Consider the following 19,555-nt stretch of genomic DNA (forward strand, 5'->3'; position numbering starts at 1 on the left):
GACAGATGTCAAAACGGAAGAGGCATCACCTGATATCAGCCATGAATGCTTTTGATGGTCAGCCGAGCCGGTTCCGCTCGATCGTCAGGTGCGGATAGGTGGAGCTTCCGGCAACCAGATCGCCCGAAGCAGCCTTGTCCCAGAGGAAGGCGACGACGGCGCCCTTTGCGGCATCCTCGAAGAGATTGTCGGAGATGACGGCACCGCCGGCGCCATCAGCGACGGAGACCGCGCAGCCGACGCCGGAGTGGCGGACAATGTTGCCTGTCGCAACGACATTACGCAGATACGGCCCCCAGCCGAGCTTCAGGCCCCAGAGCGGCGCATTCTCGACGACATTCGAGGCGACCAGGGTATCTGCCTCAGCCGCGATCCCGATGCCGAAGCCGTTATCCTGCCTGTAGGGTCCCGTCAGCGACAGATTGCGCACCACATTTCCGGTAACGCTTGCAAGCCTGCCGCCCTTGTCGAAATTGGCAATTGAAATGCCGTTCGCTGCACCGTCGATGAGGTTGCCGTTGACGATGGCGCCTACGAACTCGAATTCGCAGAAGATTGCCGTCTCGCCGGAGCGCAGGCACTGATTGTTGCTGATCTGCACGTTCGAGGCCGAGTTGGCACGAATGGCGGTGAAGGCGCAGTCGGAAATGTGATTGTCTGTGACCGTGACGCCGGCGCCGCGGAAGACGTTGATTCCGTTGCCGTTCTGCCCGGTGCCGCCATCCCTCGCGCCGATCCTGGCGATGCGGTTGCCGGAGATGACGGTCCCGTCCTCTCCCTTTTCCCAGCGATGCACCAAAATGCCGCCATTGCCGCAATCGAAGACGCTGTTGCCCGCAATCGCGAGGTCGGCCGACTGCACGGAGTAGATGCCCGCATCTGCAGCCCCCGATATCCGGCTGCGCTTGATGCGGCCGCCGCAGCGTTCCATCTGCAGCCCGTGCTTGCTGCTGCCCGAGATCTCACAATTGTCGATCACCAACTCGTCGACGCCGGTAAACTGCAGCAGGCCGTCGGTATAGTCAGCCAGCCAGCGATTGCCGCCATCGAAGACGAGATTGGAAAGTTCGATGCGTTTTGCATCCTGCGCCGCCATTAGATGGCCTTCGCCGCTATAGACGAGACGCGATGCGCCGCCGACGCCGGTGATCCGGCAATTGTTAGGCAAGGTCAGGTTTGAGACGTTGTAGCTTCCGGCCGGCAGAAAAACCGGCTGACCCTTGCGGGCTGCATCATCGATCATCGCCTGCAGTTTCTGGCTCTTGTTGCCGACCGCGGGGGGCAGCGTCTTGTAGGCGACGGCATCGATCGCGCCGCGCATATCTGCCGAGGAAAGCGCCGAAAGCGGCGCGGCAAAGGCGCGCTGCTCTAATGCTGCGGCGACAGTCGATCCGGCAAGGCAGGCTAGGAAGTCGCGGCGGGAAGGCATCGTTAACTCCGTGTTTACTGCGCCTACCAAAGCACAAACCGTGCCATCGATATCTGTCCCGATTTGATACGTCCTGCGATGATCGACCGGTGCCTTTTTGCGGAATTTCTTGTCGCTCTGTTCACCCTTCCGCTTAAGGGGACCGAAGGAAACCTGCGATATCATCGACGAGTTTTCAGGGGTTAGCGTTTCACGGAATGACGAATTAGGGAGAACGAGCGTCATGAACGGGATGAGGGCTCGACAGTCGCAGGAAGTAGCCCCGCTACAGATCGAAACCCGGCGGCTCCTCGCGGCAACCCAATCCCTGATGGCAGCCAATGCGCATCACGTTGCCTATGGCATCGAGGATCTGCGCCTGAAGGCCCTCGTTCACGAGCTGCCCGATTTTCTTTACGTCAAGGACCGCCAGGGCCGCTTCGTTTTTGCCAATGCGATTACGGCAAAGACGCTCGGTTTCGACAATGCCAGCGCGCTCGCCGGCAAGACCGATTTCGATCTCCTGCCGCACGACGTCGCCAAGGAATTCTTCCGCATCGAACAGGAAATCCTGGAGTCGGGCGAGCGGCGGCTGGAAATGGAGGAATGCGTCCCATCAGTCGATGGCAGCCCCCCGGCCTATCGGCTGACATCCAAGATTCCCCTGCGCAACGACCAGAACGAAGTCATCGGCCTGATCGGCATTTCCCGCGACATCACCGAGCAGAAGCGTCGGGAGAATCTGCGCCGCGGCCAGGCGCAGCTGCTGGAAATGATTGCCAAGTGCGAGCCGCTGGAAATGATCCTCGAAGCGCTCGTCCTGCTCGTCGAGACCGGGCTTACCGGTATCAACGGATCGATCCTGCTGCTAGACCCGGAAGGTCTGCATCTTTTCCACGGTGCGTCGCCGAACCTGCCGGCCGCCTATAGCCGCCTGATCGATGGGGTCGCCATCGGTCCTTCGGTCGGCTCCTGCGGCACGGCTGCTTGGCGCGGCAAGCCGGTCATCGTCAGCGACATCGAGACCGATCCGCTCTGGGAGGATTTTCGCGGCGTCGTGCAGAAATTCGGCCTCCGCTCCTGCTGGTCCACCCCGATCATGACGCCGCAGGGCAATGTGCTCGGAACCTTTGCTCTCTACTCTTCCGAAGTCCGAACGCCGACGACGCGGGAAATGGAGCTGGTCGATATGGCGACGCACATCGCCGGCATTGCCATCGAGCGCAAGCGCGCGGAAGAGCGCATCTATTTCATGGCGCATCACGACGACCTGACCGGATTGCCCAACCGGGCTTTCCTGAAGGATCAGATGGCGAGAATCCTGTTCCAGGCGCGCCGCAACAGCCGCAAGGTGACGGTCGCCTATATCGATCTCGACAATTTCAAGGACATCAACGATGGCCTCGGCCATGGCGCCGGCGACGAAGTCCTGAAGGAGCTGTCGGCGCGCATGGTCAACTGTCTGCGCGCCTCCGATATCATCGTGCGCCTGGGCGGCGACGAATTTCTCGTCGTGCTCGTCCATCAGGCGCGCCACGATGCCGGCATCATGCGTCGTCTGCGCGAATTGCAGAAAGTCATCGCCCGTCCGATCAAGATTGCCGATGCGGATGTGACCGTCACCAGCAGCATCGGCGTCGCAGCATTTCCCTTCGATGGCCAGACGCCGGAAGAATTGCTCGCAAATGCCGATGCCGCCATGTATCAGGCCAAGCAACTTGGCCGGAATACGCTGCAATACTACTACAATCGGCCGAACGGCGCCGATACGATGCCGATCAGCGAGGAGGACGAGCTTCGCCACGCCATCGGTTCCGACCAGCTCTTTATCGAGTATCAGCCGCAGGTCGATCTCGAAACCGGCAAGATCGTCGGTTTGGAAGCCTTGGTACGCTGGCGCCATCCTGACCGCGGCGTGCTGCCGCCCGGCCATTTCATCCCGCTTGCCGAGGAGACGGGCCTCATCATTCCTCTGGGCCTCCACGTGCTGAACGAGGCGTGCCGTCAGAATAAGGCTTGGCAGGACATGGGCCTGCCGCCTGTCACGATCGCCGTCAATGTTTCCGCCAAGCAGTTCAGCGATCCGGCTCTCGCCGAACACGTCGTCGAAGCTCTGGAGACAAGCGGTCTAGATCCCTGCTGGCTGGAGCTGGAGCTGACCGAGAGCACGCTGATGCAGGATGTGCCGCGCGCCCTGACGGTCATGCGCTCGCTCGGCACACTCGGCGTTCGCCTCTCGATCGATGATTTCGGGACCGGCTATTCGAGCCTTGCGGCGCTGAAGACCTTCCCCTTCCATCGTCTGAAGATGGACCGCGCCTTTGTCGAGGCCTTGCCGCGCGATGAGACGACGGTCGCCATAGCCTCCGCCGTCATTTCGCTTGCGCGCAAGCTCAAGCTGGCTGTCGTTGCCGAAGGCGTGGAGACCGAGGAACAGCTGGAGTTCCTGCGCGAAAACAGATGTGACGAAGCGCAGGGCTATCGGTTTTCCAAGCCCGTTGCACCCGGCGAGATCGAACGGATGCTGCGCGACGGCATCTAAGTCCGCCCGGCTGCCGATCCGGCCGCCAACGGGGCTGGTTTGCACATCAACGCACTGGCAGATCAGGCAGATTCCGCTATCTTGCCTGTCATGAGGCCCGACCAGCTGCTTTATCCCGCCCCCGAGGGGCTTTTCTGTCCGCTCGGCGGCTTCTATGTCGATCCGGTGCGCCCCGTCGATCGGGCGCTGATCACCCATGGCCATTCGGATCACGCCCGCTCCGGCCATGGCCGCGTGCTTGCTACCCGCCAGACGCTGGACATCATGCGCATTCGCTATGGCGAAGACTTTGCCGGCGCCGAACAGCCGGTCGGTTTCGGAGAGGTGCTGACGATCAATGGCGTCAGGGTCAGCTTTCACCCGGCAGGCCATGTCCTCGGCTCAGCTCAGATCGCCATCGAGAAGGACGGATTGCGCATCGTCGTGTCGGGCGATTACAAGCGCCGGCCGGATCCGACCTGCGATGCCTATGTACCGGTGCCCTGCGACGTCTTCATAACCGAAGCGACATTCGGCCTCCCGGTCTTCCATCATCCCGACCCGCTATCCGAAACACGCAAGCTGCTTGCCTCGCTGAAGCAGTTTCCTGAGCGTACGCACATGGTCGGCGCCTATGCGCTCGGCAAGGCGCAGCGGGTCATCCGGTTGTTGCGCGACGCGGGCTACGACAAGCCGATCTATATTCACGGCGCTTTGGAGCGGCTCTGCGATTACTATGCCGGGCAGGGGATCGATCTCGGCGAATTGCTGCCGGCAACGGTGGAAAGCCGGGATCAATCGATATTCAAGGGCGCCATCGTCGTCGGACCGCCATCGACATTTTCCGATCGCTGGGCCAGACGTTTCAGCGAACCGCTGCCGGCCTTTGCGTCTGGCTGGATGATGGTGCGCCAGCGCGCTAAGCAGCTCGGCGTCGAACTGCCGCTGGTGATTTCCGATCATTGCGACTGGCCGGAATTGACGGAAACCATTTCCGAACTGAAACCCGGCGAGGTCTGGGTTACCCATGGCCGCGAGGAGGCACTGGTCCGGTGGTGCGAGCTGCAGGGGATTGCGGCCAAGCCGTTGCATTTGATCGGCTATGAGGACGAGGGGGATTGATGGCGTTGGAGCTTGCCGATACCCCCCTCTGCCCTGCCGGGCATCTCCCCCACAAGGTGGGAGATCGGCTGTGGCGGCGCTGGCGATCCCCAATCTCCCCCTTTGTGGGGGAGATGTCACGAAGTGACAGAGGGGGGTATGCCAAGCGCACCGTAGGAGCGAGGGAACGATGAAACCCTTCGCAGCCCTCCTCGACCGCCTCGTGCTCACGCCGAGCCGCAACGGCAAGCTCAAGCTGCTGACGGACTATTTTCGCGAGACGCCGGATCCCGACCGCGGTTACGGCCTGGCGGCCATCGCCGGCACGCTCGAGGTGAGAAACGTCAAGCCGGCCATGCTGCGCGAGCTGGTGCTGGAGCGAATGGACGAGGTCCTGTTTCGCTACTCCTACGACTATGTCGGCGATCTTGCCGAAACGATCTCCCTGGTCTGGGACGAGGAGAAGGACATCGACCGCTCGGCCGCGACGCAGCCAAGGCTGGGCGAAGTGGTGCGGCGGATGAATGCACTCGGTCGCACCGAGGTGCGTGGCTACGTCCGTGATCTTCTCGACCAGCTGGACAGTTCCGGTCGCTTCGCCTTCATCAAGCTCGCGACCGGCGCCCTGCGCATCGGCGTGTCGGCCCGTCTCGCCAAGCAGGCGCTGGCGGATCTTTCGAACAGGGAGGTCGGCGAGATCGAGACGCTGTGGCACGGATTGCAACCGCCTTACGAAAGCCTGTTCCAGTGGCTGGAGGGCAAGGGCGATAGGCCGGTGCTGGCAACGCCGGCGATCTTCCATTCCGTCATGCTGGCCAATCCCGTTGAGCCGGGCGATCTCGACAATCTCGACCCCAAGGATTTCGCCGCCGAATGGAAATGGGACGGCATTCGCGTGCAGCTCTCCCGCGCTGGAGAGACGCGCAAGCTCTATTCCCGTTCCGGCGATGACATATCGGGTGCCTTCCCTGACATCGTCGACGCCATCAGCTTCGAGGGCGTGGTCGACGGCGAGTTGCTGATCGGCGGCACGACCCGTTCCAACAGCCCGACGCGCACCTTCTCCGATCTGCAGCAGCGCCTGAACCGCAAGACCGTGACGTCGAAGATGCTCGACGAATACCCGGCCTTCATCCGCGCCTATGATTTGCTCTTCGATGGCGAGGAAGACGTGCGGGGCAGGGGATTTTTGGACCGCCGAGAGCGGCTGTCCGACATCATCGAGGCAGCCCCGCATGACCGCTTCGACCTGTCGTCTCTGGTTGATTTCTCTTCCTGGGAGGAGCTGGACCAGCTGCGTTCTTCGCCGCCCGATCCCGTCATCGAAGGCGTGATGATCAAGCGCCGCGACAGCGTCTATCAGTCGGGGCGGCTCAAGGGCCCGTGGTTCAAGTGGAAACGCAATCCCTACAATGTCGATGCCGTCATGATGTATGCGCAGCGCGGCCACGGCAAACGCTCCAGCTATTATTCTGATTTCACTTTCGGCGTCTGGGCCCTGACCCCGGAAGGCGAACAGCTGGTCCCCGTCGGCAAGGCCTATTTCGGCTTCACCGATGCCGAGCTGGAAGTCCTCGACAAGTTCGTGCGCAACAACACCGTCGAGCGCTTTGGTCCGGTGCGCGCGGTGCGCGCCGAGCGCGATTTCGGCTTCGTCCTGGAAGTCGCTTTCGAAGGCATCAATCGTTCCACCCGTCACAAATCCGGCGTTGCCATGCGCTTTCCCCGCATTGCCCGGCTAAGGCCCGACAAGCCACCCTACGAAGCCGATCGGCTGGAAACTTTGGTGGCGATGATTGACGCGAAAGCTCCTGCCGTCGATGATTAGAAGTTGCTGATTCTACGCGCCGACATTCACCAGAATGTGAGTTGGCGGCGTTATTCTTCCCGTGCAAATTCAGCTTGGCGGGGCATACGTGGACGGAGCATAACATTGTCTGAAGAAAAAGCCTTTCGCCCAAGCCGCCGCGCCGTTTTGACGGGCATTGCTGCATCCTTCCTCCTGCCAAGACTGGCAAGCGCAACCGACGCGGCTCAGCAGACTGCCACGACCGTTGATCCGGCCGCAAAGCCTGCAGCCGCCGCGACGACGCCGGCTCCAGCCCCAGGCGTGTCGACCAAGGCCGCCCCGCCACCGGCATCTTCCGACGATCCCATTCAATTGTCCGGTGACTACGCCCGCGAGCGTCGTCGTTTCCGTACCCACTTGCTGAACAAGGGGCCGGCGCCCGACAAGTACGAACCCTTGGTGGCTCCTACAGGGGCAGACCAGATTTTCTATCGCAGCGGCTACGGCGGTGAACTCGAGCTCGTCGCCTGGGTATCGGAATACCAGCGCACCGCAAAGCCGAAGCCCGCCGTGCTCTTCCTGCATGGTGGCAATGCCATCGGCCAGGGGCATTGGCTTCTGGTAAAGCCCTATATCGAGGCTGGCTATGTCGTGATGATCCCGTCAATGCGCGGCGAAAACGGCCAGAAGGGCAATTTCTCCGGCTTCTACGACGAGGTCGACGACGTGCTGGCGGCGTCGGAGCGTTTGCGACATCTGCCTGGCGTAGATCCGCACCGCCTGTTCCTTGCAGGCCACAGCGTCGGCGGCACGCTGGCCATGCTTACGGCCATGTCGACCCGGCGCTTCCGGGCCGCCGCCCCCATGTCCGGCAATCCTGATTCCTTCGCCTTCTTTGCGCGTTATCCGCAGGATATCCGCTTCGACGACAAGAACCCGCGCGAATTCCAGATGCGCTCGCCGGTCTGCTATGCCCACAGCTTCAAATGCCCGATGCGGGTTTCGCATGGGAGCGAGGAAGAGCACTTTGTCACCCGGCTCGGCTTGCTTGCCAAGCGTGCCCATGCCGGCGGCGTGAAGATGGATGTCGCGATGGTGACGGGTGGCCACACGTCCGCCTTGCCTGGCGAGATCGATCAGAGCATTCAGTTCTTCAAGAGCATCGCGGCCTGACGCTTCAGCGTCGGGCTTCCTGAAGACGCCTATTTCGACAGCCTGTCCACCAGCGCACTGGCCGCTTCGGCGATCACGGTTCCGGGCGGAAAGATCGCGTCGGCGCCTGCTGCTTCGAGTGCCGCAAAATCCTGCGGCGGGATGACGCCGCCGACGGCAATCAGGATGTTGCGTCCGCCGCGGCGCGACAGCGCTTCCTTGAGTTCCGGCACTAGCGTCAGGTGTCCCGCCGCAAGCGAGGAGGCGCCGATGACATCGACGCTTTCGCGGACCGCGAGATCGGCCACTTCCTCAGGCGTCTGGAACATTGCCCCGACGACGACATCGAAGCCGAGATCGGCAAAAGCTGTCGCGATCACCTTCTGCCCGCGATCATGCCCGTCCTGGCCCATCTTTGCGATAAGGATGCGCGGCTTCTCGCCCTTCCGCTTGCGGAAATCCTCGACCTTTGCCACCGCTTTGTTGAACGCAGGATCGCTGTCGCCGACCTCCTTGTGATAGACGCCGGAAATGGTGCGGATTTCCGCCACATGCCGGCCGAAAGCTTTTTCCAGTGCCAGCGAAATCTCCCCGACCGTTGCGCGGGCACGGGCTGCCTTGATCGCAAAATCGAGCAAATTGCCTGTGCCGTTGCGGGCCGCATCGGTGAGCGCATCGAGTGCCGCTTCGACCGCCGAAGTATCGCGCGTGCCCTTCAATTGCTGCAGCTTGGAAAGCTGGCGGGCGCGCACCTCCGAATTGTCGACCTTCAGCACGTCGACCTCGATATCCTGCTCCGGCCTTGAGAAATTGACGCCGACGACGGTTTGGTGGCCGCTGTCGATGCGCGCCTGCGTCCTTGCGGCCGCTTCCTCGATCCTGAGCTTCGGAATGCCCTTCTCGATCGCCTTTGCCATGCCGCCCAAGGCCTCGACCTCTTCGATATGGCTCAGCGCCCGGGCAACGAGATCATGGGTCAGCCGCTCGACATAGGCCGAGCCGCCCCAGGGATCGATGATCCGTGTCGTGCCCGACTCTTTCTGCAGCATGATCTGCGTGTTGCGGGCGATCCGCGCCGAATGATCGGTCGGTAGCGCCAGCGCTTCGTCGAAGGAATTGGTGTGAAGTGATTGCGTGTGCCCCTGCGTCGCGGCCATCGCCTCGACCATGGTGCGCACGATGTTGTTGACGGGATCCTGCGCCGTCAGGGACCAGCCGGAGGTCTGGCTATGAGTGCGCAGCGCCAGCGATTTCTGGTCCTTCGGCGAAAAGTTCTTCGCGATCAACGAGGCCCAGAGCAGGCGCGCGGCACGCATCTTCGCCACTTCCATGAAGAAGTTCATGCCGACCGCCCAGAAGAAGGAGAGGCGGGGCGCAAAGCTGTCGATATCGAGCCCTGCCGCGACACCGGCGCGGGCATATTCGATGCCGTCGGCGATCGTATAGGCAAGCTCGAGATCCGCCGTCGCGCCGGCCTCCTGCATGTGGTAGCCGGAAATCGAGATCGAATTGAATTTCGGCATCCGCGTGCTGGTATAGCTGAAGATATCAGAGATGATCCGCATCGAGGGCTGCGGCGGATAGATATAGGTGTTGCGGACCATGAACTCCTTGAGGATGTCGTTCTGGATGGTCCCCGACAGCTTTTCCTCGGAAACGCCCTGTTCCTCGGCGGCAACGATATAGAGCGCCATGATCGGCAGGACGGCACCGTTCATCGTCATGGACACGCTCATCTGGTCGAGCGGAATGCCGTCGAACAACTGGCGCATGTCGAGAATGCTGTCGATTGCCACTCCCGCCATGCCGACATCGCCGGACACGCGCGGATGGTCGCTGTCATAACCGCGATGGGTGGCGAGATCGAAGGCGACCGACAGGCCCTTCTGCCCGGCCGCGAGGTTGCGCCGATAAAAGGCGTTGGACTCCTCCGCTGTCGAGAAGCCCGCATATTGCCGGATCGTCCAGGGCTGCTGGACATACATGGTCGGGTAGGGCCCGCGGATGAAGGGGGCTATGCCGGGATAGGTGTCGAGGAAATTCAGGTCTTGCAGGTCGGCCTCGCCGTAGCTGCGGTTGACCGCGATGCCCTCGGGCGTCTCCCACGGCGCGCTGGTGACGGTTCCGGCGGCGGTTTGCGGGCGGGTCCACGGGACGGTGGAGAAATCGGGGATGTGGGTCATGCAAACCTCCCTCGGAGGGAGCAAGAGGCGACACCCCCCTCTGTCACTGCCGTGACATCTCCCCCACAAGGGGGGAGATTCGTTATCTGCGGCTGCAGTTCGACATCAATTTGATTTCTCAAGAAGAGCAGGCGGCCAGCCAAGCCCGATCTCCCCCCTTGTGGGGGAGATACCCGGTAGGGCAGAGGGGGGTGTTCACTCGACATCATGTTAGTTGCTCCCCTCTTCATCCAGCCGCACCGGCCTCAACCCCATCCCGGCCTCGATAGCCCGAAGCGGCCCCAGCACTGAAACCGGCCGCTCGGTCTTGGCGGGAAAGAGGTTCGTGCCCACGATCTGTCTCGCCGGACGGTTTGCCCGTGTTTCGGCAATCCTCGATGCCAGTCGCCCGCTGGCCATGACGGCACCAAGGCCGCCATCGCGCTCGATACCGGTGAAAATTTCCCATGCCTTTTCGGCAAGCGCCTCCGTCAGCGCCTCTATCCCGCCGGCGCCGGCTGCCGGATCGCTGACGTGGTCGAGATGGCTTTCGGCAATCAGGATGGTCTGCGTATTGCGGGCGAGCCGGCGGGCCAGCGGATCGGGGATGCCGCGGACAAGCGTATGCGGCAGGACAGATATCTCGTCGGCCCCGCCGACACCTGCTGCAAACACGGCGATGGTATTGCGCAGGAGATTGGTCTCCGGGTCGAGCCGGGTGAGCATGCGGTAGCTTGTTTCCATGAAGAGGTACGCGGAAGGAGCGGTGCTGACGCCACAGGCCTCCGCGATACGCGCGAAGATCAGCCGCGCCGCGCGTGCCTTGGCTATCGTCATGAACTGATCCTGATCGGCCGCAAGACAAAGGCCGACCGCGGAAAGCACCTCGTCCGCACCGATACCTGACGTCTCCATCCGCCGCAGATGATAGATCAGCGCGGCAGCCATGACGGCCAGTTCCTGGGCCTCCGTGCCGCCGGCATTGTGCACGGACCGGCCATCGGCTTTGAGAACGGTTGAAGACGTGCCGTTTGCCCGGATGCGGCGGAAGAGTTCAACCGTCGCTGCAGCCGGTTCCATGGCGGTAACGCCGAGGCCGAAATGCATCTCGACCGTGTTGGCGGAAAGAGCGTCGGCCAGCGACAGTGCTGTCATCGGCGAGGCGCCCTCGAGCCGCAGGGCGAGCGAGCGGCCCGAAAGTGCCGTCGCGAGCCGGGCTGTCAGGCCGTCGATCTCCAGGTCGCCATCAAGGCCCAACCCATAGGATGCCGCACAGGCGGGAAAGACAAGGCTGACGCCGGTTGCGCCATTGGCGAGATCATTGTCGAGCTGCACAAAAGCGCGCTGCAGATCAGGGTCGTCCATGCGCTGGGAGACGACCCACGGCGAGAGCGGACGCCGGCGATGCTGGGGCGTGGCATTCTGGCGGCGCTGATAAAGCGGCTCGATAGCGATGCCGTCGTCGCTCGCAGAAACCAGCGTCTGGGCGAAATCCGCGCCCTTCAGCGCCCGCTCGACCACTTTAAGCCAGTCTTGCCGGCTCACCGGGCCAAAAGCGTTTGCATCGATTTCCTCAGCCTTCATGCTATCCTCCCGTATCCAAGTCTTTTAGCCCGCGTGCGGCGGCGGGAAAACAAAACTTTGGTCGCGCCGGAGATTATATCTACAGTTTGCGCATTCCGGCATACTGGACGCCAGCTTCGCGCCAGCCGGAATTGGCATGATTGGGAAGACCGTAGAGTATTCAACGTTCTCGATGATGGCTGATTCCATGTCTCTTCTTCGCCGCCTTCTGCTTGCTTCCGGCCTGTCCTGCATGGGAATCCTTGCCGGCTGCAGCATCATTCCCGACACGGGCGCGACCGATCCTGATCGTTTCGCCATGGAGACTGCGCCGGTCTTCTATAGTCCTGAGGGCATCGATCCGCAGAAGGTCCGTCGCCTGCCGGTGCAGCCTGTGCCGCAGGTGCGCGATCTCTATCGCACGCAGTTCCATCAGACTTATGGTCTGCCGGTCTCCAATCCTGTGCATCAGGCGATGTATGCGCAGATGAACGAAGACGATTTTTCGCTGCCGGCCATCCCCTATACGCGTATCGATCCGAAATTCCTGCGGCAGGAAGTCAGTTATCAGACGAACGAAAAGCCCGGCACGATCGTCGTCGATACCAGGGATTATTTCCTCTACCTCGTCGAGCCCGGCGGCAAGGCGATGCGCTATGGCGTCGGCCTCGGTCGCGAGGGCTACGCATGGTCGGGCAGGGGCGTCGTGCAGTGGAAGCAGAAATGGCCGCGCTGGACGCCGACTGACGACATGGTCGCCCGCGAGCCGGAGATCAAACCGATTTCCGCCGAAAGAGGCGGGATGAACCCCGGGCCTACCAATCCGCTCGGCGCGCGCGCCCTGTATATCTACAAGAATGGCAAGGATACGCTTTACCGCGTCCACGGCACCCCGGACTGGCAGTCGATCGGCAAGGCGACGTCGTCCGGCTGCGTGCGCATGCTCAACCAGGATGTGATCGATCTCTACAATCGTGTACCGGTTCGAAGCGAAATCCTGGTCGAATAGGGTTGACATCACAAATTTTCGTGATGTTGCATATGCGTAATAGTCGCGGATGACATTGGTCATTAAGTTCCGATTAAGTCCCGGCGTTCTTCAATGGGAAGCTGATTCGGCTTGCTGTTCGAATTTATGCCTGTGTGCTCACTCTGGAACGATGCGATCATGAGCTTGCCGTCCTCCCTCTCCCGACGAAATTTCCTGGCCCTTGCCGGTTTTGGCGCTGTCTCAACGCTTGCAGGCTGCGCATCGACATCCAATAGCGATCCGGCGGCACAGTCCATTGTCTACCGTCCCGGCTTTGGGCCCTACGATAATTCCGGCTTTGGCGGCAGTTTGTTCGGCGGTTCCGGTCTCGGCGATCAGCCGGATCCGGCGGTTATCTATGCGGCTGAGGAAGACAACGGCTTCCTCATTCCGCCCGTGCCCTATCAGCAGATCGATCCCCAGTTCTATCGCCAGCGCGTCGCCAATTCGACCGGCCATGCGGCGGGAACCGTCGTCGTCGATACGCCGTCCCGTCATCTCTATGTGATCGATCCGGGTGGCCAGACTGCCATGCGCTACGGCATTGGCGTCGGCCGCGAGGGTTTTGCCTGGCAGGGCGAGGGCGTGATCCAGTGGCGTAAAAAATGGCCGCGCTGGAACCCGCCGGATGAGATGGTTGCTCGCCAGCCGGAACTGGTAAAATATTCGATCAAGAATGGCGGCATGGAGCCTGGGCTCACCAACCCGCTGGGTGCCCGCGCGCTCTATATCTTCCAGAACAATCAGGACACGCTCTATCGCCTGCACGGCAATCCTGATTGGCGCTCGATCGGCAAGGCCGTATCGTCCGGTTGCGTGCGCCTGCTCAATCAGGACGTCATCGACCTTTACGATCGTGTGCCGGAAAAGGCTCCCATCGTCGTTCTGCAGTAAATCGCAGATATAGCCGCGCGAAGACTTAGACGTCCCTATTCGACGGATGCTAGGTTCGCGCGCAGCAGATGCAAGCGGTCGCGCAGGCTTGCCATGTCTTCCATGCTGTAGCCGACGGCATTGCCCATCGCCATCATGATGCTGTCGACCTCGGTCCGCGTTGCGGCGCCCGTCTTGGTCAGCGAGACGATGACCTGCCGCTCGTCCTTCGGATCACGCAGACGTGTAATCAGTCCGCTCTGTTCCAGCCGCTTCAGGAGCGGCGAGAGGGTGCCGGAATCGAGATCGAGCTGTTCGCCGATTGTCTTCACCGGTAGGCAGCCTTTTTCCCATAAAACCAGCATGACGAGATATTGCGGATAGGTCAGCCCTATCTTGTCGAGAAGCGGTTTGTAGGCACGCGTAAAAGCGTGCGCGGTCGCATAGACGGCAAAGCAGAGCTGCCGCTCCAGGCGCTTGTCATCCTCCGATATCATCTGTTCCCTTGTTTTTCTGTCATTTTTGTCTGTCGTTCCCGGTGGCGATTGTTCCAGTTTCATTTTTTAAAAGCAAACGACAAAATTATGTTGCGCAACATTATTTATTGCGATAAATAAAATCATCCCAACCGAAAAGGAGCCTGACATGCCTATCCTCTACACAACCAAAGCTTCCGCAACCGGTGGCCGCGCAGGCCATGCCGTATCTGAAAACGGTGTTCTCGATGTGACGCTGACCGTTCCGAAGGAACTCGGCGGCGATGGCGCAACCGGCACCAATCCCGAGCAGCTTTTCGCTGCCGGTTATTCGGCCTGCTTCCTCGGCGCGTTGAAATTCGTAGCCGGCAAGGAAGGCGTAAAGGTTCCTGAAGATACCAAGGTTTCCGCAACTGTCGGCATCGGCCCACGCGAAGATGGCACCGGCTTCGGCATCGAAGTGGCGCTGACGGTCAACATTCCGGGCATGGACAAGGCTCAGGCTGAAAAGCTCGCCGCTGCCGCTCACATCGTCTGCCCCTACAGCCACGCCATGCGCACCTCGACCGAAGTTCCGGTCACCGTCGCCTAACGCTCTGCACGACATCTCCTGGATGCGATGCCCTCCTTCCGAAAAAGAAGGAGGGCATCGGCTATTGTGATAGCCGCATCTGAAGTAGTGCCGGCTAAAAGGAGTACGGCTATCCCTTTTATTTTGTAGATGCTAATATTTAGCGTTTCCGCAGCTGGAGGGGACCATGCCGCAACTGGATCACGTTAATATCCATACCCGTGATGCGACGACGATGATTGGTTTTCTCGAAACTGTCGTCCAGGCGAGGCGAGGCTACAGGCCGCCGTTTCAAAATCCCGGTCATTGGCTTTACCTTGAAGGCCAGCCCTCAATTCATCTGGATGTGGTCGATCGGGATGACAGCTATCCCCAGGGCATGGTCAATCATTGCGCGTTCGGACCTTACGACTTCGAGAGGATTGTCGAGCGCGTCAAATCCACCGGCTTTCCCTACGAATTTAGCGAGATTCCCGATACCGATATCGGCCAGATCTTCGTCTACGGTCCGGAAGGATTGAAGGTCGAACTGCAGTATAGGCGGTCGATAGCGACGCAGTAGCGATTATCCTGCGTCTTATCTTTTCTTGTGAAAAATATTTGCTATATTCTTTCCATAGAAAGGATGTGGCCATGGCAATTATAGTGTCTGACCCCGCCCGGCAGGCGCCGGAAGCGGCCGTCATCACCAAGGCTGTCACCAATGCTGCGGAACGATTGGGGCTGAGGGCCCGTTCGTTGGCTGCCGTGCTTGGCGTGTCGGAAGCGAGCATATCGCGGATGAAGCGGCAGGATTATTTCCTGGAGCGTGGCAGCAAGTCTTTCGAACTTGCGGTCCTGTTCGTCCGGCTCTTCCGGTCGCTCGATGCGATCGTCGGGGGCGACGAGACCGTGGCGCGGCAATGGCTACGCAACGCAAACCGCGCCTTCGGAGCAGCACCCGCCGACAAGATCACCACCATCGCCGGATTGACCGATGTCCTTGCCTATCTGGACGCCCGCCGCGCTCTCGTCTGAGGCCCATCAGATCTCCGGCCACTATTGGCGGCTGGTCGAGGCACAGCACCAGGTCTCGACGCTGAAACTCGTCGATACGCTGGCGGAGCAGGAACTCCTCGAAGACCTGCTGGACGAAAGCAAGCCGACGCTGCCGCCGGAATGCGAAGGTCTCGATTATCTCCTTGCGACACCCTTCCGCTATGGGGCGATCTATCCGCATGGATCGCGTTTTCGCAGGGCAGGGCGCACACTCGGCGTCTTCTATGCCTCCGAAAAGGTCGAGACGGCGCTCGCCGAAATGGCCTTCTACCGGCTGCTTTTCTTCGCAGATTCCCCCGATACCCCGCTTCCGTCCAATGCCGCGGAATACACCGCCTTCGCCGCATCCATTTCTTCTAAGGCAGCGATCGACCTGACTCTGCCGCCGCTTGATCGCGACCGAAACGCATGGACCGACCTCACCGATTATCAGGCCTGTCAGGCGCTTGCCGATGCCGCACGCGAGGCCGGTATGGACGCGATATTCTATCAGTCCGTTCGCGACCCGGAGCATGGCAAGAATATCGCACTCCTGACGGCGCGGGCCTTCGCGGCGCGCGAACCGGTGGAGCGTCAGACATGGCGTATCCGCCTCTCATCCGTAGGCGTTCAGGCGATCTGCGATTTTCCCCGCGTCAGGATTGGTTTTTCGCGTGCCGATTTTTCAGGCGATCCGCGCATTTGATCTGCGGGATAGTGGCAGCAACTACGAGCAAGGGTTTGGACGCACACCCTCGGGGGCGTTAGGCTGCGTCAGCCCGCAAACAGCAGACAGCAAGGCCGGAAAGTTTTCGGTCGCGCCAAGCCCGTTGAGAACAAATGCTCGGATTGCGGCCCCTTCACGCTCGGCCTGCTGATCGGCCGTTTCCCCGACGCTGTCCCAAACAGACCATACCGCGATCAAATGCCCTTCGATATTGGCAGCCGCAGTACAGAACCTCTTGTTCGAAGAGTTGGGTTGCTTGTCACACACGACCGATGCCGCTCCCTTGACAAGGCGCATTTGGCGAAGCTGGTCGGACATGTCTTCCCTTCCAACTGTAGAATATCCTTTAAACAGGTCCGGCTTTCGATCATCGGCGAGATAGAATGTACTACTGCCATTCGGTAGGGTTTGCTGAAGTGGATGCCACGGATCATCGCAGATGGATCGTGACCATTGGCGCGTCAGACGGGAGCAGACGCGCAGCATTGACGCATCGGCGTCATCCCAACCATATGTCCGGATTCTGATTTCCAAATTGTCCATTGCTGGCGCTGTGTTCACGTCGCTTGCTGCTTGTCGGAATGCCTCAAGTCGTTCTTTACCCGCTTGACGATCCCTGCTTTTATTCAATGAAAAAGTTGGTCGTTGCTCCACGAAACCGGGCAAAGCTGTGAATGGTACGATCAGGGGCACATCGCCGATCACGACATGGGCATCCGAGGCGAGCAGGGCGATATCGGCATCTGAATGGCGATTAGAAGATCCCTCTGACCTAGTCAGTAGGGCAGCACCTAACAGGCAACCGGCCAGACAAAATAGGAGCGTGACGCGAGAGATCATGGCGTCTGCATAGCAGACTTCAGGTTGTTATATGGTAAGAACAACCCAAATAATTTTAGAAGTCCAGAGGCGCGCAAAAATTGTGGCAGATAGCGTGTTTTCCACGCAGGCTACTGCCTCACGCCAATGCCATAAGATCGAGGCGCAGCATGTTCGCGCCGCCATCCGGCAGCTTTGCCTCGACCTCTTCATGCGTCTTTTCCCAGATCGGTACCGCCGCTGCCAGCACGGCCTTGCCCTCGGCCGTCAGGCTGAGCAGCCGGCCGCGTCGGTCTTTCGGATTGGGCATGATCGATACCCAGCCCCGACGCTCCAGCGGCTTCAGCGCTGCCGTCAATGTCGTCTGATCCATGGCAAGCAACGCTGCAACCGGCCCCATCGGCGGCGGCTCCGGCCTGTTCAGCGACATCATCAGGGAGAACTGGCCGTTTGTCAGCCCGACGGGCTTCAGCGCGGTATCGAAGCGTCGGGCGAGCGCGCGGGCCGCTCGCTGCACATGCAGGCAGAGGCAGGTGTCGCGCACCAGCAGCGTCGTGGAAAAGGGAATCTCGATCGGGTTTGACATGCTCAATTAATATTGATATCAATACAATTAGTCAAGGAAATATGGAGATCCGAAGACGCCGGAGGAGGGCGCAGAAGATGAATGAGATCGTCTCACGCGAAGAATGGCTGGAAGCTCGCCGTGCATTGCTGGCCAAGGAGAAGGAAGCCACGCATATGCGCGACCGCCTTAACGCCGAACGCTTAGGCTTGCCCTGGGTGAAGGTTGACAAGGACTATGTCTTCGATACGCCCGCGGGAAAGAAGTCGCTTTCCGAACTCTTCGATGGCCGCAGCCAGCTGATGATCTATCACTTCATGCTCGGGCCGGAATGGCAGGCAGGCTGTGTCGGCTGCTCTTTCCTTGCCGACCATCTCGACGGCTCCTTGCCGCACCTCAACCATCACGACGTTACGCTGGTTGCCGTCTCGAGGGCGCCGCTTGAAAAGATCGAGGCCTACAGGAAGCGCATGGCGTGGAAATTCCCCTGGGTTTCTTCATTCGCCAACAACTTCAATTTCGACTATCATGTCTCCTTCACCAAGGATGATCTGGCCGGCAAATCGATCTTCTACAATTTCGAGGCCATCGACGCGGCAGAAGGAAATGACGAGCTTCCCGGGCTCAGTGCCTTCTATAAGAATGAGGCGGGGAATGTATTCCACACCTATTCCAGCTACGCCCGCGGCGGTGAGGAACTGATCGGTACGCTGATGATCCTCGATTTCGCGCCCAAGGGTCGGAATGAGGATTCAACGATGAATTTCGTCCGTCGTCATGATGAATATGACGCGCCGAGGGACGCCGCCGGTCATCACTAAGCTAGCGTCATGCGAATGCTCGAAGACAATGTTAAGCTGAGCGCGCAGGGGGAGTGCGCTTTCTCTGATAACTGGCCGGCGGATACGACTTGACGCCGGTTTCCACCTAGCTCGTCACAAGGCCAACGCGTTTACAAGGGAGGACATGATGTCCGATGCTCATGGGAAATTCATTTGGTGCGAATTGATGACCTCCGATACGGCTGCAGCCGAGAAATTCTATACCTCGGTGGTCGGCTGGAAGACGAGCGACATGCAGGTGGAAGGCATGCCGCGCTATACCATCTTCGAGGCTGATGGCACCGGCGCGGCCGGCATGATGGATTTTCCCGCCGAGATGGAAGGGCAGGGCATCCCGCCGAACTGGACCGGCTATGTTGCCGTTGATGACGTTGATCAATCGGCAAAGGATTTTGCGGCCAATGGCGGTGCGATCCGCCGTCCGCCCGAAGATATTCCGGGCGTCGGCCGTTTCGCCGTCGTCGCTGATCCTCAGGGCGCGGTTATCTGCATCATGACACCGGCGCCGATGGATAATCCACCGCCGGAAATACCCATGGGCACTCCGGGCCGCATCGGCTGGCACGAACTCTATACCAGCAACAGCGAGCAAGCCCTGGCCTTCTATTCCAAGGTATTCGGCTGGACGAAGGACAGCGATTTCGATATGGGCCCGATGGGCGTCTATCGTATCTTTGCTCACCAAGGTCAGCAGACCGGCGGCATGATGACGAAACCGGCCGAAATGCCGATGTCGGCCTGGGGGTACTACTTCGTTGTTTCGGGCATTGACGCAGCGATCGAGCGCGTCAAAGCCGGCGGCGGCAAGGTCCTGAACGGCCCGACAGAGGTTCCCGGCGACAGCTGGATCATCCAGGCCATGGACCCGCAGGGTGCCTTCTTCTGCCTCGTCGCCCCGAAGCGCTAAGCGACTGATCCTGGCGGCAGCCTGATCATCAG

18 protein-coding genes are annotated in these 19,555 nt (G+C 60.5%); 12 read left to right on the top strand and 6 right to left on the bottom strand.

Translation table 11 applies throughout. The features are described 5' to 3' along the window. Positions 1 to 58: 58 nt before the first annotated feature. Positions 59 to 1,429, bottom strand: coding sequence for a TIGR03808 family TAT-translocated repetitive protein (locus DTW90_RS10720; protein ID WP_149338129.1), 1,371 nt, complete (start codon positions 1,427 to 1,429; stop codon positions 59 to 61). A gap of 223 nt (positions 1,430 to 1,652) precedes the next feature. On the opposite strand from DTW90_RS10720, the gene DTW90_RS10725 reads away from it, so the two are divergent. The 4 genes from DTW90_RS10725 to DTW90_RS10740 all read left to right on the top strand — a co-directional run bounded on the left by DTW90_RS10725 (position 1,653) and on the right by DTW90_RS10740 (position 7,992). Next, a complete protein-coding gene (locus tag DTW90_RS10725; RefSeq protein WP_246664919.1) occupies positions 1,653 to 3,950 on the top strand; it encodes an EAL domain-containing protein in 2,298 nt (765 codons plus the stop codon). A 90-nt stretch (positions 3,951 to 4,040) separates the two neighbouring features. After that, entirely contained in the window at positions 4,041 to 5,051 is a 1,011-nt protein-coding gene (locus tag DTW90_RS10730) for a ligase-associated DNA damage response exonuclease (RefSeq protein ID WP_149338434.1), read from the top strand. A gap of 169 nt (positions 5,052 to 5,220) precedes the next feature. After that, on the top strand, positions 5,221 to 6,858 hold the full coding sequence (locus tag DTW90_RS10735) for a cisplatin damage response ATP-dependent DNA ligase (RefSeq protein ID WP_149338130.1): 1,638 nt from the start codon (positions 5,221 to 5,223) through the stop codon (positions 6,856 to 6,858). Positions 6,859 to 6,957: 99 nt separating this feature from the next. Beyond that, entirely contained in the window at positions 6,958 to 7,992 is a 1,035-nt protein-coding gene (locus DTW90_RS10740; protein WP_149338436.1) for an alpha/beta fold hydrolase, read from the top strand. Between the two features lie 29 nt (positions 7,993 to 8,021). Here DTW90_RS10740 and scpA read toward each other — a convergent pair whose 3' ends face one another. Continuing rightward, positions 8,022 to 10,154: a methylmalonyl-CoA mutase gene (gene scpA, locus DTW90_RS10745; protein ID WP_149338132.1), complete on the bottom strand. Its 2,133-nt coding sequence runs from the start codon at positions 10,152 to 10,154 to the stop codon at positions 8,022 to 8,024. Between the two features lie 210 nt (positions 10,155 to 10,364). Then, complete coding sequence (locus tag DTW90_RS10750; protein ID WP_132517759.1) at positions 10,365 to 11,717, bottom strand: methylmalonyl-CoA mutase family protein; 1,353 nt, start codon at positions 11,715 to 11,717, stop codon at positions 10,365 to 10,367. A gap of 187 nt (positions 11,718 to 11,904) precedes the next feature. Between DTW90_RS10750 and DTW90_RS10755 the strand changes: the two genes are divergently transcribed. Then, positions 11,905 to 12,705, top strand: a complete 801-nt coding sequence (locus DTW90_RS10755; RefSeq protein WP_132517757.1) for a L,D-transpeptidase — start codon at positions 11,905 to 11,907, stop codon at positions 12,703 to 12,705. Between the two features lie 159 nt (positions 12,706 to 12,864). Further along, positions 12,865 to 13,620, top strand: coding sequence for a L,D-transpeptidase family protein (locus DTW90_RS10760; protein ID WP_132517755.1), 756 nt, complete (start codon positions 12,865 to 12,867; stop codon positions 13,618 to 13,620). 35 nt (positions 13,621 to 13,655) lie between these two features. On the opposite strand, the gene DTW90_RS10765 is transcribed toward DTW90_RS10760, so the two are convergent. Beyond that, a complete protein-coding gene (locus DTW90_RS10765; RefSeq protein WP_149338133.1) occupies positions 13,656 to 14,096 on the bottom strand; it encodes a MarR family transcriptional regulator in 441 nt (146 codons plus the stop codon). 148 nt (positions 14,097 to 14,244) lie between these two features. On the opposite strand from DTW90_RS10765, the gene DTW90_RS10770 reads away from it, so the two are divergent. The 4 genes from DTW90_RS10770 (at position 14,245) to DTW90_RS10785 (ending at position 16,369) form a co-directional block, all read left to right on the top strand. Then, entirely contained in the window at positions 14,245 to 14,667 is a 423-nt protein-coding gene (locus tag DTW90_RS10770; protein ID WP_132517751.1) for an organic hydroperoxide resistance protein, read from the top strand. A 166-nt stretch (positions 14,668 to 14,833) separates the two neighbouring features. Then, the gene (locus tag DTW90_RS10775) at positions 14,834 to 15,208 is read left to right on the top strand and encodes a VOC family protein (RefSeq protein ID WP_149338134.1); all 375 of its coding nucleotides are present in this window, start codon (positions 14,834 to 14,836) and stop codon (positions 15,206 to 15,208) included. A 71-nt stretch (positions 15,209 to 15,279) separates the two neighbouring features. Further along, positions 15,280 to 15,663 carry an MbcA/ParS/Xre antitoxin family protein gene (locus DTW90_RS10780; protein WP_149338136.1) on the top strand — a complete coding sequence of 128 codons (384 nt, stop codon included), beginning with the start codon at positions 15,280 to 15,282 and terminating at the stop codon, positions 15,661 to 15,663. Continuing rightward, the gene (locus DTW90_RS10785; RefSeq protein ID WP_149338137.1) at positions 15,623 to 16,369 is read left to right on the top strand and encodes an RES family NAD+ phosphorylase; all 747 of its coding nucleotides are present in this window, start codon (positions 15,623 to 15,625) and stop codon (positions 16,367 to 16,369) included. The genes DTW90_RS10780 and DTW90_RS10785 overlap by 41 nt, the downstream gene beginning before the upstream one ends. A 21-nt stretch (positions 16,370 to 16,390) precedes the next feature. On the opposite strand, the gene DTW90_RS10790 is transcribed toward DTW90_RS10785, so the two are convergent. Both DTW90_RS10790 and DTW90_RS10795 read right to left on the bottom strand, forming a co-directional pair. Beyond that, entirely contained in the window at positions 16,391 to 17,230 is an 840-nt protein-coding gene (locus DTW90_RS10790) for a hypothetical protein (protein ID WP_132517743.1), read from the bottom strand. Between the two features lie 118 nt (positions 17,231 to 17,348). Then, complete coding sequence (locus tag DTW90_RS10795; protein WP_149338438.1) at positions 17,349 to 17,795, bottom strand: MarR family transcriptional regulator; 447 nt, start codon at positions 17,793 to 17,795, stop codon at positions 17,349 to 17,351. A gap of 77 nt (positions 17,796 to 17,872) precedes the next feature. Here DTW90_RS10795 and DTW90_RS10800 point away from each other — a divergent pair, with 77 nt between their 5' ends. Continuing rightward, positions 17,873 to 18,595 (top strand): thioredoxin family protein, encoded by a 723-nt coding sequence (locus DTW90_RS10800; protein ID WP_149338139.1) that lies wholly within the window; start codon positions 17,873 to 17,875, stop codon positions 18,593 to 18,595. A 148-nt stretch (positions 18,596 to 18,743) separates the two neighbouring features. Then, a complete protein-coding gene (locus DTW90_RS10805) occupies positions 18,744 to 19,523 on the top strand; it encodes a VOC family protein (protein WP_149338141.1) in 780 nt (259 codons plus the stop codon). The last annotated feature ends 32 nt before the right edge of the window (positions 19,524 to 19,555 follow it).

The organism is Neorhizobium sp. P12A, from assembly GCF_008365395.1.
Lineage (GTDB): Bacteria > Pseudomonadota > Alphaproteobacteria > Rhizobiales > Rhizobiaceae > Rhizobium.

What these genes read in the sequence shown, in the direction of transcription:
- DTW90_RS10720 (WP_149338129.1), bottom strand. Translation starts at nt 1,429, where the DNA reads ATGCCTTCCCGCCGCGACTTCCTAGCCTGCCTTGCCGGATCGACTGTC.
- DTW90_RS10725 (WP_246664919.1), top strand. Translation starts at nt 1,653, where the DNA reads ATGAACGGGATGAGGGCTCGACAGTCGCAGGAAGTAGCCCCGCTACAG.
- DTW90_RS10730 (WP_149338434.1), top strand. Translation starts at nt 4,041, where the DNA reads ATGAGGCCCGACCAGCTGCTTTATCCCGCCCCCGAGGGGCTTTTCTGT.
- DTW90_RS10735 (WP_149338130.1), top strand. Translation starts at nt 5,221, where the DNA reads ATGAAACCCTTCGCAGCCCTCCTCGACCGCCTCGTGCTCACGCCGAGC.
- scpA (WP_149338132.1), bottom strand. Translation starts at nt 10,154, where the DNA reads ATGACCCACATCCCCGATTTCTCCACCGTCCCGTGGACCCGCCCGCAA.
- DTW90_RS10750 (WP_132517759.1), bottom strand. Translation starts at nt 11,717, where the DNA reads ATGAAGGCTGAGGAAATCGATGCAAACGCTTTTGGCCCGGTGAGCCGG.
- DTW90_RS10755 (WP_132517757.1), top strand. Translation starts at nt 11,905, where the DNA reads ATGTCTCTTCTTCGCCGCCTTCTGCTTGCTTCCGGCCTGTCCTGCATG.
- DTW90_RS10760 (WP_132517755.1), top strand. Translation starts at nt 12,865, where the DNA reads ATGAGCTTGCCGTCCTCCCTCTCCCGACGAAATTTCCTGGCCCTTGCC.
- DTW90_RS10765 (WP_149338133.1), bottom strand. Translation starts at nt 14,096, where the DNA reads ATGATATCGGAGGATGACAAGCGCCTGGAGCGGCAGCTCTGCTTTGCC.
- DTW90_RS10770 (WP_132517751.1), top strand. Translation starts at nt 14,245, where the DNA reads ATGCCTATCCTCTACACAACCAAAGCTTCCGCAACCGGTGGCCGCGCA.
- DTW90_RS10775 (WP_149338134.1), top strand. Translation starts at nt 14,834, where the DNA reads ATGCCGCAACTGGATCACGTTAATATCCATACCCGTGATGCGACGACG.
- DTW90_RS10780 (WP_149338136.1), top strand. Translation starts at nt 15,280, where the DNA reads ATGGCAATTATAGTGTCTGACCCCGCCCGGCAGGCGCCGGAAGCGGCC.
- DTW90_RS10785 (WP_149338137.1), top strand. Translation starts at nt 15,623, where the DNA reads ATGTCCTTGCCTATCTGGACGCCCGCCGCGCTCTCGTCTGAGGCCCAT.
- DTW90_RS10790 (WP_132517743.1), bottom strand. Translation starts at nt 17,230, where the DNA reads ATGATCTCTCGCGTCACGCTCCTATTTTGTCTGGCCGGTTGCCTGTTA.
- DTW90_RS10795 (WP_149338438.1), bottom strand. Translation starts at nt 17,795, where the DNA reads ATGTCAAACCCGATCGAGATTCCCTTTTCCACGACGCTGCTGGTGCGC.
- DTW90_RS10800 (WP_149338139.1), top strand. Translation starts at nt 17,873, where the DNA reads ATGAATGAGATCGTCTCACGCGAAGAATGGCTGGAAGCTCGCCGTGCA.
- DTW90_RS10805 (WP_149338141.1), top strand. Translation starts at nt 18,744, where the DNA reads ATGTCCGATGCTCATGGGAAATTCATTTGGTGCGAATTGATGACCTCC.